At 72.0% G+C, this 16356-nt stretch carries 1 protein-coding gene; it reads left to right on the forward strand.

Features of this window, described 5'->3' with window-relative positions; all coding sequences use genetic code 11:
- Positions 1–5: 5 nt before the first annotated feature.
- Complete coding sequence (locus tag OG622_RS30895; protein ID WP_371579893.1) at positions 6–16271, forward strand: amino acid adenylation domain-containing protein; 16266 nt, start codon at positions 6–8, stop codon at positions 16269–16271.
- Positions 16272–16356 lie beyond the last annotated feature (85 nt).

Raw genomic sequence — 16356 nt, forward strand, 5'->3', positions numbered from 1 at the left:
CCGAAGTGATCCCGTTGTCGTTTGCCCAGCGTCGGCTCTGGTTCATCGACCGCTTCGAGGGCCCCTCTGCCACCTACAACGTGCCCCTCGCCCTGCACCTCACGGGCGAGCTGGACACGCGCGCGCTCGCCGCCTCGATCCGCGACGTGGTGGGCCGGCACGAGAGTCTGCGCACGATCCTCTACGACGAGGACGGCGTCCCCTACCAGCGAATACTTCCGCCGGAGGAGGTCCGGCCCGACATCCCCGTCGTGGACGTCGAGCCCGGGCGGCTCTCCGAAGCGGTCGCCGAGGCCGTCTCGTACACCTTCGACCTGTACGCCGAGATCCCCGTCCGCGCCCGCATCCTGCGCCAGGCCCCGGACCGGCACGTCCTGCTGCTGCTCTTCCACCACATCGCCGCCGACGGCGAGTCGGGCGCCCCGCTGCTGCGGGACCTCGGCCTCGCCTACACGGCCCGCCGGGCGGGCCGGGCACCGGAGTTCCCCGAGCTTCCGGTGCAGTACACCGACTACGTGCTCTGGCAGCGCGAGCTGCTCGGCGACGAGAACGACCCCGACAGCCTGGTGTCCCGGCAACTCGCGCACTGGGAGGCCGAACTGGCCGGGATGGCGCAGCCGCTGCAGCTGCCCGTCGACCGCACCCGCCCCTCGGTGGCCAGCCACCGGGGTGACACGGTCGAGTTCGCGCTGGAGCCCGAACTCCTCGCCCAGGTCGAGGAGCTGGCGACCGAGCGCGGCCTGAGCGTGTCGATGGTGCTCCAGTCCGTCCTGGCGGTCCTGCTGCAGCAGCTCGGCGGCGGCGACGACATCCCGATCGGCTCCCCGATCGCCGGCCGCGACGACGAGGACCTCGCGGACCTGGTCGGCTTCTTCGTCAACACCTGGGTGCTGCGCGTCGGTCTGGACGGCAACCCCACCTTCGAGGACGTCCTGGAGCAGGTCCGCGAGCGGGCCCTGAACGCCTACGACAACCAGGACGCCCCCTTCGAGATGCTGGTGGACCGGCTCAGCCCCGAGCGCTCCACCGCCTACAACCCGCTGTTCCAGGTCCTGTTCGCCTGGCAGAACATCACCCGTCCCGAGCTGGACCTGCCCGGCCTCGAAGCCCGCCTCGACTTCGAGCAGCTCGACACGAAGACCTCCAAGTTCGACCTGGAGTTCAACATCGCCCGGCACCACGACGGGCAGGGCGCTCGCGGCACCATCGAGTACGCCCTCGACCTGTTCGACCGGACCACCGCCGAATCCATCGGCGCCCGCTTCGTCCGCGTCCTGCGGCAGCTGATGGCGAACCCGGCCCTGCCGGTCGGCGCCGTCGACACCCTCGACCCGGCCGAGCGCCGGCGCTTCCTCGTCGAGATGAACGCCACCGCCGAGCAGACCCCCATGGTCACCCTGGCCCGGCTGGTCGAGGAGCAGGTCGCCCTCAGCCCCGACGCCGAGGCGGTCGTGTACGAGGGCATTTCCCTGACGTACGGCGAACTCAACGCCCGCGCCAACCGGCTGGCCCACGTCCTCGTCGACCGCGGCGTCGGCCCGGAGAGCGTCGTCGCCGTGTCCCTGCCCCGCTCCCACGACCTGGTCGTGACCCTGCTCGCGGTGCTGAAGGCGGGCGGCGCCTATCTGCCGATCGACCCCAAGTACCCGAGCCACCGCCTGGAGTACATCCTCGGCGAGGCCCGGCCGCGGCTGGTCGTGACGGACTCCGACACGGTCTCCGTGCTGCCGGCGACGGACACACCGCGGCTGTACGTCGACGAGCTCGACCTCACCGGGCGGCCGGCGGAGAACCCCGACGTCGGCGCGCACCCGCACAACCTCGCGTACGTCATGTACACCTCGGGCTCGACGGGCACCCCGAAGGGCGTCGCCCTCTCCCACCACACCATCGTCAACGGGGTGCTCCAGCTCGCCGACCGCGTCGACCTGGGCAAGGACTCGCGGACCCTCGCGGGCACCTCCGTCAACTTCGACGTGTCGGTCTTCGAGATCTTCACCACGCTCACCCACGGCGGCACGGTCGAGATCGTCCGGGACGTCCTCGTCCTCGGCGAGCGCGCGGCCCGGGGCGAGAGCTGGAACGGCACCCTCATCAGCACCGTCCCGTCCGTCTTCGCCGAGCTGATGGACCAGATCGCGGGCACGACGCGTGTCGAGACGCTCGTCTTCGCCGGCGAGGCCCTGCCCTCGACGCTGGCCGCACGGGTGCGCGAGGCGTTCCCGGGTGTGCGGGTCGTCAACGCGTACGGCCAGACCGAGAGCTTCTACGCCACCGCGTTCGCCATCGACGAGACCCGGCGGTGGCACGGCGAGGGCAGCGCGCCCATCGGCACCCCGCTGGGCAACATGCGCGTCTACGTCCTCGGCCCCGGCCTGACCCCGGTACCGCAGGGCGTGGCGGGCGAGCTGTACGTCGCCGGCAACGTGGCGCGCGGCTACCACGGGCGCGCCGAGCTGACCGCCGACCGGTTCGTCGCCGACCCGTACGGGCCCGCCGGGTCCCGCATGTACCGCACGGGCGACCTCGCGCGGTGGAACGCCGAGGGCCGGCTGGAGTACCTCGGCCGCGGCGACACCCAGGTCAAGGTCCGCGGCTTCCGTATCGAGCCCGGCGAGGTCGAGGCCGCGCTGACCGCCCACCCCGGCATCGCGCAGGCCGCGGTCGTGGCCCGCCCGCACGGCACCACCAAGCAGCTCGTCGGGTACGTCGTGCCCGCCTACAGCAGCGACTCCACCAGCACCGACCTCAGGGCCGGCGTCGAGACCGCCGAGCTGCGCGCGTTCGTGGGCCGGCGGCTGCCCGACTTCATGGTCCCGTCCGCCTTCGTCGTCCTCGACCGGCTGCCGCTCGCCCCGAACGGCAAGCTCGACCGCAGGGCGCTGCCCGAACCGGAGTTCACCGGCGGCGCGTACCGGGCGCCCGGCAACGAGCGCGAGCGGATCCTCGCCGAGGTCTACGCCGAGGTGCTCGGTCTGGAACGGGTCGGTGTCGACGACGACTTCTTCGCCGTCGGCGGCGACTCCATCCGCTCCATCCAGGTCGTCTCCCGCGCCCGCGCCCAGGGCGTCGAGGTCACACCCCGGCAGATCTTCGAACGGCGTACGGCGGCTGAGCTGGCGTCCGTCGTCTCCGAGCGGGCGGCGGCCTCCGTCGTCCTGGAGGAGTACGAGGGCGGCGGCACCGGCGAGTTCCCGCTGCTGCCGATCGCCGAGTACATGCTCGAACTCGGCGGCTCCCACAACCGGTTCTCGATGGCCGTACTGGCCGAGCTGCCGGTCGGCATCGACCGCGCCGGGCTCGTCGCCACGCTGAACGCCGTCCTCGACCGGCACGACGTGCTGCGGTCACGGCTCGACGGCCACCGCCTCGCGGTGAGTGCGCCGGGGTCGCTGGACGCGGGCCCGCTGGTGCGCCGGGTCGGGTACGACGGGGAGTGGGACGAGGCCCGCGACGCGCGGGTGGCCGCCGAACTCGACGCGGCGACCGGGCGATTGGACCCGGCCGCCGGGGTCATGGCGCAGTTCGTGTGGTTCGACCCGGCCGACCCCGAGGTCCCCGGGCGCCTCGTCATCGCCCTGCACCACCTGGTCGTCGACGGTGTCTCCTGGCGCATCCTGCTGCCGGACCTCGCCGCCGCCTGGCAGCAGGTCCGCGTCGACGGCCACGCGAAGCTGCCGGCCACCGGCACCTCCGTACGCCGCTGGACGCACGCCCTGATCGAGGAGGCGAACTCGCCGGAGCGAACGGCCGAGCTGGGTCTGTGGAAGCGGATCCTCGACGGCCCCGACCCGCTCCTCGGCACCCGCCCGCTCGACCCCACCATCGACACGAGGGGCAGCCTGGACCACGTCCGCGTCCAGCTCCCCGCCGACGTCACCGAGGCCCTGCTGACCAAGGTCCCGGCCGCGTTCCACGGCGGCGTCAACGACGGCCTCCTCGCGGCCCTCGCCCTGGCGGTGGCCAAGTGGCGGCGCGCACGGGGTGTGTACGAGTCCTCGACCCTGCTCAAGCTGGAGGGCCACGGCCGCGAACAGGACGTCGTCCCCGGCGCGGACCTGTCGTCCACGGTGGGCTGGTTCACGAGCCTGTTCCCGGTCCGACTGGACGTGGCGGGCTTCGACCTGGACGAGGCGTTCGCGGGAGGCAGCGCGGCGGGAAGCGCCGTGAAGGCCGTCAAGGAACAACTCCTGGCGATCCCGGACAAGGGTTTGGGATACGGCCTGTTGCGTTACCTGAACGAGGAAACAAGGGCTGCGCAGGCGCCCCTTCAGGGGCGCGGGCAGATCGGTTTCAACTACCTCGGCCGTTTCTCCACCGCCGACATGCCCGAAAACCTCCGAGGCCTCGGCTTCACCCAGCTCTCGGAACTCTCCGCCCCCCTGGACGCCGACATGCCCGCCATGTCCGCCCTGGAGATCAACTCCCTGGTCATCGACACAGAAGAGGGCGCCCAACTGGACGCCGACATCGGCTTCCCGGCGGGCCTCTTCGCCAAGGAGGACGTGGAGGAGCTGGTGGGCCTGTGGTTCGCGGCCCTGGAGGCGCTGGTCAAGCACATCGGCGATGAGAACGCGGGTGGCCTCACCCCCTCCGACCTCCCCCTCGTGAACGTCACCCAGCACGACATCGAGCGCTGGGAGCGGACGTACCCGGGTCTCGCGGACGTCTGGCCGCTGACCGCGCTCCAGTCGGGCCTGCTGTTCCACACGATGCTGAACGACGACTCCTGGGACGCCTACCAGATGCAGATGTCGTTCCACGTCACCGGACAGGTCGACGCGGACCGCATGCGCGCGGCGGGCCAGGCGCTGCTGGACCGGCACCCGAACCTGCGGGCCGCGTTCGTCACCGACTCCTCCGGCCGCCAGGTACAGGCCGTCGTCGAGGGTGTCGAACTCCCCTGGCGGGAGATCGACCTGACCCACCTCCCCGAAGCGGAGCGCGACGCGTCCTTCGAGCACTTCCTCGCCGAGGACCACGCGGCGGCCTTCGACCCCGCCGTCCCGCCGATGCTGCGCATGAGCCTGGTCAGGATGACGGGGGAGACCTCCGAGCTGGTCCTCACCGCCAACCACGTCCTCTTCGACGGCTGGTCCTTCCCCCACCTGATGAAGGACCTCCTCCACCTGTACGGCTCCGGCGGCGACCCCGCCGTCCTGCCCCGGGTACGCGGATTCAAGGACTTCCTCGGCTGGCTCGCCCGCCAGGATCACGAGGCGTCCGACCGGGCCTGGGCGCGGGAGCTGGAAGGCGTCGAGGAGCCCACCCTCCTCGTGCGCGGCGGCGCCCCGGCCACCGGCAGCCACGGCATCGGCTCCGTCGACGTCCCGCTGCCCCTGGACGAGGTCCGCAGGCTCACCCGGCGCGCCGCCGAACTGGGCGTCACCGTCAACACCCTGGTGCAGGGCGCCTGGGCGGTTCTCCTCGGCCGGCTCACCGGACGTCAGGACGTCGTCTTCGGCGCGACCGTCTCCGGACGGCCCCCGGCGGTCCCGGACGTCGACTCGATGATCGGCCTCTTCATCAACACCCTGCCCGTCCGTGTCGAGTACGCCCCCGGCGACTCCCTCGCCGATGTCCTGACCCGGCTCCAGCGGCGGCAGGCCGCGCTGCTCGACCACCACCACCAGGGCCTGAGCGAGATCCAGCGGACCACCGGGCTCAGCACCCTCTTCGACACCCTGGTCGTCTTCGAGTCCTACCCGGTCGACCGGGCCGGCCTCGACGAGGCCAACGCGGCGGCCGGGATCGCCTTCACCACCATCCGCCCCTCCACGGGCACCCACTACCCGCTCACCGTGATGGCGGACGCGGACCCGCATCTGCGCCTGGCCCTGCAGTTCCAGGAACACGTCCTCGACCGGGTGGCCGTCGAGTCGTACGCGGCCCGGCTCGCCCTCGTACTACGGCAGCTGGCGGCCGACCCGACCCTGCCGATCGGCCTGGTCGACGTCCTGGAGCCGGCCGAGCACGAGCGCCTGCTGGAGCTGAGCGGCACCTCCGCGCCCACCCCGGACGCCACCGTCACCCGGCTCTTCGAGAAGCGGGCCGCCGCGGCCCCGGACGCGGTCGCGCTCGTCTTCGAGGGCGCCCGCATGACGTACGAGCAGCTCGACGCCCGCGCCAACCGGCTCGCCCACGTCCTCGTCGACCACGGTGTCGGTCCGGAGACGGTCGTCGCGGTGTCCCTGCCGCGCACCGCCGAACTGGCGGTCGCCCTGCTGGCCGTGCTGAAGGCGGGCGGCGCCTATCTGCCGATCGACCCGAAGTACCCGAGCCACCGCCTGGAGTACATCCTCGGCGAGGCCCGGCCGACCCTGGTCCTGACGGACTCCGAGACGGTCGCCGTGCTGCCGGCCACCTCGGTGCCGACGCTGTACGTCGACGGGCTCGACCTCACGAACGCGTCCGTGGAAGACCCCGGCATCACCGTCCACCCGCAGAACCTCGCCTACGTGATGTACACCTCGGGCTCCTCCGGCACCCCCAAGGGCGTCGCCATCACGCACTCCACCCTCGTGAACGGCGTCCTCGGGCTCGCCGCCCGCATGGGCATCCAGGCGGGCTCGAAGGTGCTGGCCGGCACCTCGATCAACTTCGACGTCTCCGCGTTCGAGCTGTTCACCACGCTCGTCCACGGCGGCACGGCGGAGATCGTCCGGGACGTCCTGGTCCTCGGCGAGCGCGACCACTGGCGCGGCGGCGTCATCAGCACCGTGCCGTCGGCCTTCGCGGAACTCCTCGACCAGATCGCCGACCGGACCGCCATGGACACGGTCGTCTTCGCCGGCGAGGCCCTGCCGTCGACCCTGGTCTCCCGGGTCCGCGAGGCCTTCCCCGGCGTCCGGGTGATCAACGCCTACGGGCAGACGGAGAGCTTCTACGCGACCACGTTCGACACGGCCGGCTGGAACGGCACGGGCAGCGCCCCCGTCGGCACCCCGCTGCCCAACATGCGGGCGTACGTGCTCGGTTCGGGCCTCACGCCCGTACCGCCGGGCGCCGTCGGCGAGCTGTACGTCGCCGGGAACCTCGGCCGCGGCTACCGCGGACGGCCCGACCTGACCGCCGACCGATTCGTCGCCGACCCGTTCGGTGAGCCCGGTTCCCGCATGTACCGCACGGGCGACCTGGCCCGCTGGAACGAGGACGGGCAGATCGAGTACATCGGCCGCGGCGACACCCAGGTCAAGGTGCGCGGCTTCCGTATCGAGCCCGGCGAGGTCGAGGCCGCTCTGGCGTCCCACCCGGGCGTCACCCAGGCCGCGGTGATCGCCCGCGACGGGCGCGGCACCAACGCCGGCAAGGTGCTCGTGGCGTACGTCGTGCCCGGCACGGAGGTGGACACCGAGGAGCTGGCGGCCTTCGCGGCCCGCAAGCTCCCCGAGTTCATGGTCCCGGCCGCCTACGTGGTCCTCGACCGGCTGCCGCTGATGCCGAACGGCAAGCTCGACCGGGCCGCGCTGCCCGCGCCCGAGTTCGCCGGGGTGCCCTACCGCGCGCCGCGCACCAAGCGGGAGGAGATCCTCGCCCGGCTGTACGCGGAGGTGCTCGGTGTCAACGAGGTCGGCATCGACGACAACTTCTTCGACCTGGGCGGCCACTCGCTCCTCGCCACCCGGCTGATCAGCCGCATCCGTACCGAACTGGGCGTGGAGATCCCGATCAAGGTGGTCTTCGGCGCGTCGACGGTCGCCGAACTCACGGCCCGCCTCTCCTCGGGCGACACCGTCCGCACCCCCCTGCGGCGCGTGCGCGACCGCCCGGAGCGGCTGCCGCTGTCCTTCGCCCAGCGCCGGCTGTGGTTCATCGACCGGTTCGAGGGCCCGTCGGCGACCTACAACATTCCGATGGCGCTGCGGCTGACCGGCGACCTGGACACCGAGGCCCTGGCCGAGGCGATCCGGGACGTCGTGGCCCGGCACGAGAGCCTGCGGACCGTGTACGGGGAGGAAGCCGACGGGACGGGGTACCAGGTCGTCCTGGAACCGGGCGAGTTCAGCCTGGCCGTCCCCGTCGTGGAAGTGGCGCCGGACGACGTGCCGGGCGCGGTCGCCCGAGCGGCGGGGCACCACTTCGACCTGGCCACCGACATCCCCGTCCGCGCCGGCGTCCTGCGCTGCGGGCCGGGCGAGCACGTCCTGACCCTGCTCATCCACCACATCGCCGGCGACGGCGAGTCCATGGCCCCGCTGATCAGGGACATCTCCACCGCGTACGCGGCCCGCCGGGAAGGCCTGGCCCCCGAGTTCGCCGAACTCCCGGTGCAGTACGCCGACTACACGCTCTGGCAGCGGGACCTGCTCGGCGACGCCACGGACCCGGACAGCCCGCTGGCCGCCCAGTCGTCGTACTGGCGGCGGGAACTGGCCGCCGTACCGCAGCCGCTGCGGCTGCCCGTCGACCGGCCGCGCCCGCCGAAGGCGAGCTACCGGGGCGAGATGCTGGACTTCCGCCTCGACGACGACCTCCTCGTCGCCGTCGAGAAGCTGGCCCGCGACCACGACGTGACCGTGTCCATGGTCATGCAGTCCGTGCTGGCCGTGCTCCTGCACCAGCTCGGTGGCGGCGACGACATCCCGATCGGCTCCCCGATCGCCGGCCGCACCGACGAGGCCCTCACCGACCTGGTCGGGTTCTTCGTCAACACCTGGGTGCTGCGCGCCGAACTGTCCGCCAACCCCTCCTTCGAGGAACTGATCGCGCAGGTCCGGGACAAGGCCCTGGCCGCGTACGCCAACCAGGACGCGCCCTTCGAGCGCCTGGTGGAGCTGCTCAACCCGGAGCGGTCCACGGCGTACCACCCGCTGTTCCAGGTCATGTTCGCCTGGCAGAACTTCGCCCAGGCCGACTTCGACCTGCCGGGCCTGGCCGTCGGTTACGTCCCGACGCCGACCGGCACCGCCAAGTTCGACCTGTTCTTCAACCTCACCGAGGTGACGGGCCCGGACGGACGCGAGGTCGAGGGCCTCCTGGAGTACGCCACCGACCTGTTCGACCGCGAGACGGCCGAACGGGTCGCCGACCGCTTCGTCCGGGTGCTGCGCCAGCTCGTCGCCGACCCGGCGGCCCGTGTCGGCGCGGTGGACATCCTCGACGAGGCCGAGCGCGACAAGGTCCTGCACCGCCTCAACGACACCGCCGAGTCCACCCCGCGGGTGACCGTCGCCGAACTGGTCGAGAAGCAGGTCGCGGCCACCCCGGACGCGGTCGCGATCGTCTCCGGCGACACGACGCTCGCGTACTGGGAACTGAACGCCCGCGCCAACCGGCTCGCCCGCGAGCTGGTCGCCCGCGGAGTCGGCCCCGAGACCCTCGTCGCGGTGTCCCTGCCGCGCACCGCCGAACTGGCGGTCGCCCTGCTGGCCGTGCTGAAGGCGGGCGGCGCCTATCTGCCGATCGACCCGAAGTACCCGAGCCACCGCCTGGACCACATCCTGACGGAGGCCGCCCCGACGCTCGTCCTGACGGACTCCGAGACGGTCTCCGTGCTCCCCGCGACGGACCTGCCGAAGCTGTACGTCGACGACCTGGACCTCACGGACCGGTCGCCCGACAACCTGCCGGCCACCGCGCACCCGCAGAACCTGGCGTACGTCATGTACACCTCGGGATCGACGGGTGTGCCCAAGGGCGTCTCCCTCAGCCACCACACCGTCGTCAACGGCATCCTGCGGCTGATCCCGAGGGTCGGTGTCAGGAAGGGCTCGCGGATCCTCGCGGGTACGTCGATCAACTTCGACGTGTCGGTGTTCGAGCTGTTCACCACGTTGAGCGTCGGCGGCAGCGCCGAGATCGTCCGGGACGTCCTCGTCCTCGGCGAACGCGACAACTGGAACGGCACGATGATCTCCACCGTGCCGTCGGCCTTCACCGAGCTGCTCGACCAGCTCGCGGGCCGGCTCACCGTCGAGACGGTCGTCTTCGCCGGCGAGGCACTGCCCACCGCCCTGGTGGAGCGGATGCGGGAGCAGATCCCGGGCGTCCGCGTCATCAACGCCTACGGTCAGACCGAGTCCTTCTACGCCACCACCTTCACCGCCGACGGCTCCGGCGGCGGCACCGGCAGCGCGCCCATCGGCACCCCGCTGGGCAACATGCGGGCGTACGTGCTCGGCCCCGGCTTCACCCCGGCCCCCATGGGCGTGGTCGGTGAGCTGTACATCGCCGGCGACATCGCCCGCGGCTACCGCGGGCGGCCCGAGCTCACCGCCGAGCGGTTCGTGGCCGACCCGTTCGGCCCGCCCGGCTCGCGGATGTACCGCACGGGCGACCTGGCCCGCTGGAACGCCGACGGGCAGCTGGAGTACGCCGGCCGGGCCGACTCCCAGGTCAAGGTGCGGGGCTTCCGTATCGAGCCCGGCGAGGTCGAGGCCGCGATCACCGCGCACCCGGGCGTCGGCCGGGCGGCGGTCGTGGTGCGGGAGCACGGCAAGAGCAAGCAGCTCGTCGGATACGTGGTGCCCGCGGACGCGGGTTCCGGCCACGGCGGTCAGAACCTCGGTGACACCGACTTCGACCTCACCGCCGGGCTCACCTCCCGCGACCTGCGCGGATTCGTCGCCGAGCGGCTGCCGGAGTTCATGGTCCCGGCCGCCTTCGTGGTCATCGACCGGCTACCCCTCGCCCCGAACGGCAAGCTCGACACCAGGGCACTGCCCGAACCGGAGTTCAGCGGCGGGGAGTACCGGGCCCCCCGGACCCCCGAGGAGAAGATCCTCGCCGCCGTGTACACCGACGTCCTGGGCCACGCCCGCGTCGGCGTCGACGACGACTTCTTCGCCGTGGGCGGCGACTCCATCCGCTCCATCCAGGTCGTCACCCGGGCCCGCGCCCAGGGCGTCGAGGTCACCCCCCGCGAGATCTTCGAACACCGCACGGTCGCCGAACTCGCCCGGGTGGCCCGCACCACCGGCACCGCCGTACTCCTGGAGGAGTTCGAGGGCGGCGGCACGGGCACGCTGCCGCTGCTGCCGGTCGCGAAGTACATGCTGGAGCTGGGCGGCGACTTCGACCGTTTCTCGATGTCGCTGCCCCTGGAACTGCCGTACGGCATCGACGCGGCCGGCCTCGCGGCCACCCTGGACGCCGTGTTCGACCGCCATGACCTGCTCAGGTCGCGGCTGGCCGGGGAGAGCCTGGAGGTCGCGGAGGCCGGGTCGGTGGACACGGCCGCGCTGATCCGGCGGATCGGGTGCGACGGAGTGTGGGACGAGACATGGCTGCGCACGGCGGCCACCGAACTCGACGCGGCGACCGGCCGGCTGAACCCGGCGGCCGGGGTCATGGCGCAGTTCGTCTGGTTCGACACCGGTGCCTCCGACACCCCCGGTCGTCTCCTCGTCGCCCTGCACCACCTGGTCGTCGACGGCGTCTCCTGGCGCATCCTGGTCCCCGACCTCGCCGAGGCCTGGAAGCAGGTCAGGAGGAACGGCACGGCGGAACTCCCGGCGGTCGGCACCTCCGTACGCCGCTGGACGCACGCGATGATCGAGGAGGCCAACTCCCCGGAGCGCACGGCAGAGCTGGAGCTGTGGCGCGGCATCCTCGACGGCCCGGACCCCGACCTGGGTTCCCGCCCGCTGGACCCCACGGTCGACACCCGCTCCACCCTCGACCACCTGTCCGTCCGCCTCCCGGTCGCCGTGACCGAGGCGCTGCTGACGAAGGTCCCGACGGCCTTCCACGGCGGAGTCAACGACGGCCTCCTCGCCGCCCTCGCGCTCGCGGTCGCCAAGTGGCGGCGGGGCAGGGGCCTGGACGAGCCGTCCACCCTGATCCGCCTCGAAGGCCACGGCCGCGAGCAGGAGGCCGTGCCGGGCGCGGACCTCTCCTCCACGGTCGGCTGGTTCACGAGCATGTACCCGGTCCGCCTGGACACCACGGGCTTCGACCTGGACGAGGCGTTCGAGGGAGGCGGCGCGACAGGCGGAGTCGTCAAGGCGATCAAGGAGCAACTGCTGTCGGTCCCGGACAAGGGCCTGGGCTACGGCCTGCTGCGTTACCTGAACGAGGAAACAGGGGCCGGCCTCAAGGGCCTCGGCGTGGCCGGGCAGATCGGCTTCAACTACCTGGGCCGCTTCTCCGCCGCGGACATGCCCGAAGAACTGAGGGGCCTCGGCTGGACCCAACTGCCGGCCGCCGGCCTCACCGCCGACCTCGGCGAGATGCCGGCGATGACGACCATCGAGATCAACTCGGCCGTCATCGACACGGAACTCGGCGCCCAACTGGACGCCAACGTCGGCTTCCCCGCAGGCGTCCTCACCCCCACCGAGGTCCAGGACCTCATGGACCTCTGGTCACAGGCACTGCACGCGATCACCACGCACGTCGCCGAGGACCCGGAGGCCGGCGGACTCACCCCGTCCGACCTCCCCCTCGTGGACGTGACCCAGCGGGACATCGAGCAGTGGGAGCGGGCGTACCCCGGTCTCACCGACGTCTGGCCGCTGACCGCGCTCCAGTCCGGCCTGCTCTTCCAGTCCCTCCTGGACGACGGCGCCGAACACGACGCCTACCAGATGCAGATCGCCTTCCACGTCTCCGGCCGCGTCGACCCCGCCCGGATGCGGGCCGCGGGTCAGGCCGTGCTCGACCGCCACCCGAACCTGAGGGTCGCGTTCGTGACGGACTCGGCCGGACAGCAGGTCCAGGCGGTCGTGGACGGCGTGACGCTGCCGTGGCGGGAGACCGACCTGCGCGAACTCCCCGAGGCCGAGCGGGAGGAGGCCTTCGAGCGGTTCCTCACCGAGGACCACACCGCCCACTTCGACCCGGCCGCCCCACCACTGCTGCGGCTGTCGCTGGTCCGGATGACCGACGAACGCTCCGAACTGGTCCTCACGGCCCACCACGTGCTGTTCGACGGCTGGTCCTTCCCGATCCTCATGCAGGACCTGCTCCACCTGTACGGTTCCGCCGGCGACCCGGCCGTCCTGCCCCGCACCCGCGGTTTCAAGGACTTCCTCGCCTGGCTGTCACGGCAGGACCGGGACGCGACGGCCCGTGCCTGGGCGGCGGAACTGCAAGGCGTGACGGAACCCACCCTCCTCGCCCCGCACACCGCGGACGGCGATGCCACCGGCGTCGGTCAGATCGACGTACGGCTCCCCCTGGACGAGGCCCGCGCGCTCAACCGCCGCGCCTCCGAACTCGGCGTCACCGTCAACACGCTCGTGCAGGGCGCCTGGGCGGTTCTGCTGAGCCTGTCGACGAACCGTCAGGACGTCGTCTTCGGCGCGACCGTCTCCGGGCGGCCGCCGACGGTGACGGACGTCGACTCCATGGTCGGGCTGTTCATCAACACCCTGCCCGTACGCGTCGAACACGGCCCCGGCGACACCCTCGCCGACCTGCTCACCGGGCTCCAGCGCCGGCAGGCCGCGCTCCTCGACCACCATCACCACGGCCTGAGCGAGATCCACCGCACCACCGGTCTGAGCACGCTCTTCGACACCCTCGTCGTCTTCGAGTCCTTCCCCGTGGACAAGGAGGGCATCGACTCCGCCAACAGCGCCTCCGGGATCGCCTTCACCGGCATCCGCCCCTTCTCCGGCACGCACTACCCGCTGACGGTGATGGCGGCCGCCGACCCGCACCTCCAGCTCGTGCTCCAGTACCAGCAGGGCGTCTTCGACCGCGGGACCGTCGAGACGCTGGGTGCCCGGCTCGTCCGGATCCTGCGGCAGATCGCGATCGACCCGTCGGTGCCGGTCGGCCGGCTGGACCTCCTCGAACCGGCCGAGCGGGAGCGGCTCACCGAGCTGAGCGGCACGGCCGCGGACACCCCCGAGGTCACCGTCGCCGGACTGGTCGAGCGCCAGGCCGCGCGCACCCCGGACGCGCCCGCCGTCGAATGCGGCGACACGACACTGTCGTACGCGGGGCTGAACGCGGCGGCCAACCGGCTCGCCCGGGAGCTCGTCGCCCACGGTGTCGGTCCGGAGTCGGTGGTCGCGGTGTCCCTGCCGCGCACGGCCGGACTGGCGGTCGCCCTGCTGGCCGTGCTGAAGGCGGGCGGCGCCTATCTGCCGATCGACCCGAAGTACCCGAGCCACCGCCTGGAGTACATCCTCGGCGAGGCGCGGCCGACCCTGGTCCTCACAGACTCCGGGACGCTCTCCGTACTGCCCCCGACGTCCGTGCCGAAGCTGTATGTCGACGAGCTGGTCCTTCCGGCCGACGACACCGACCTCGGGCGTCCGGTCCGGCCGGAGAACCTCGCCTACGTGATGTACACCTCCGGCTCGACGGGCACCCCGAAGGGCGTCGCGATCACCCACTCCAACGTGGTCAACGGCGTGCTGCGGCTCGCCGGTCCGGTCGGCATGGCCCCCGGACGCCGGATGCTCGCCGGCACGTCGGTCAACTTCGACGTCTCGGTGTTCGAGCTGTTCACCACGCTCGCCCACGGCGGCACCGTCGAGATCGTCCGCGACGTGCTCGCCCTGGGCGAACGGGACGGCTGGCAGGGCTCCGTCATCAGCACGGTCCCGTCGGTCTTCGCCGAACTCGTCGACCAGCTCGCCGGCACGACCTCCGTGGACACGCTGGTCTTCGCGGGCGAGGCCCTGACGTCCGGGCTCCTGCGACGGGTGCGGGAGGCGTTCCCAGGGGTGCGCGTGGTCAACGCGTACGGCCAGACGGAGAGCTTCTACGCCACCGTCTCCCGCGTGGGGGAGGCCACGGGCAGCGCGCCGATCGGCGCCCCGCTCGCCAACATGCGGGCGTACGTGCTCGGTCCGGGGCTCACGCCCGTACCGCCGGGCGCGGTGGGGGAGCTGTACGTCGCCGGGAACATCGGACGCGGCTACCGGGGCCGCCCGGACCTGACCGCCGACCGCTTCGTCGCCGACCCGTTCGGCCCGCCCGGCTCCCGCATGTACCGCACGGGCGACCTGGCCCGCTGGAACGCCGACGGGCAGCTGGAGTACGCCGGCCGCGGCGACGTACAGATCAAGGTGCGCGGCTTCCGCGTCGAGCCGGGCGAGGTGGAGGCGGCCCTGACGGCTCACCCGGCCGTCGACCGGGCGGCGGTCGTCGCCAGACCCCACGGGAACGACAAGCGGCTCGTCGCCTACGTCGTGGCCGCCCCCGGGGGCGAACCCGACACCGAGGACCTGTCCGCGCACGTGGCGAGGCGGCTCCCGGAGTTCATGGTCCCCGCCGCCTTCGTACACCTCGACCGGCTGCCGCTCGCCCCGAACGGCAAGCTCGACCACCGGGCGCTGCCCGAACCCGAGTTCACCGGTGAGGCCTACCGGGCGCCGCGCACCGGCCGGGAGGAGGCTCTGGCAGCCCTCTTCGCGGATGTGCTCGGCCTGGAGAAGGTCGGCATCGACGACGACTTCTTCGCCCTGGGCGGCCACTCCCTCCTGGCGGCCCGGCTCGTCAGCCGCGTCCGCCGGGAACTGGAGCTGGCGCTGCCCATGCGGGCGGTGTTCCAGGCACCCACGGTGGCCGGGCTCGCCGCGTACGGGACCCGGGCCGTACGGGAGAACACCGATCCTTTCGCCCGCGTCCTGACCCTCAAGGCCGACGGTGACCGCGAACCCCTGTGGTTCGTCCACCTCACCGGTGGACTCGCCTGGCCCTACCTGTCCTTCGCGGGGCACCTCCCCGCCGACCGGCCGGCGTACGGAATCCAGTCGCCCGCGTGGTCCTCCCCGGCTGACGGCCGTTCGGCGCTGCCGAATTCGCTGGAATCCCTGGTGACGGAATACGTGGGAGAGATACTCTCTATTCAGTCCGAAGGGCCGTATCACCTTGTCGGGTGGTCCTTCGGCGGGGCGGTCGTCCACGCGATGGCCGCGGAATTCCAGCGCAGGGGCCACGAAGTCGCCCTCCTCGGCCTGCTCGACGCGGCGCCGGGCGGCCACTTCGCGAACGACCCGGAACTCGAACTGGCCCAGGTGCGCGGCCTCCTCGGTGAATTCGTCGGAGATCTCGACGGGAGCATCGGCGAGGCGGACCGGGAAATCCTCCTGGAGAAATCGTCCGCGTTCGTGGTCCACCACGTCGAACTGCTGAAGAAGCACACGCCGCCGGTCTTCGAGGGCGACGTCCTCTTCTTCAACGCGACGCTGAACCCCGAAGCGCCCTACACGGGCCAGTGGAAGCCGTACGTCGACGGCGAGGTGACGGCGTACGACGTCCACAGCACCCACCACGAGATGTGCCTTCCGGCGCACGCCGCCGGAATGGCGGAAGTCATCGGCCACAAGCTCGACGAGCTCGACAAGGCCCGGGACGGCAAACCGTCCTGACCCCTTCGCGGAGCCCCCACCCCCCGGCCCCGCGAATCCGTCCCCGGGGCGAACCCACAAGGAACGCCCCGGGGACGGAAAAACC

This window comes from Streptomyces sp. NBC_01314 (assembly GCF_041435215.1).
In the GTDB taxonomy this organism is placed as follows: Bacteria; Actinomycetota; Actinomycetes; order Streptomycetales; family Streptomycetaceae; genus Streptomyces.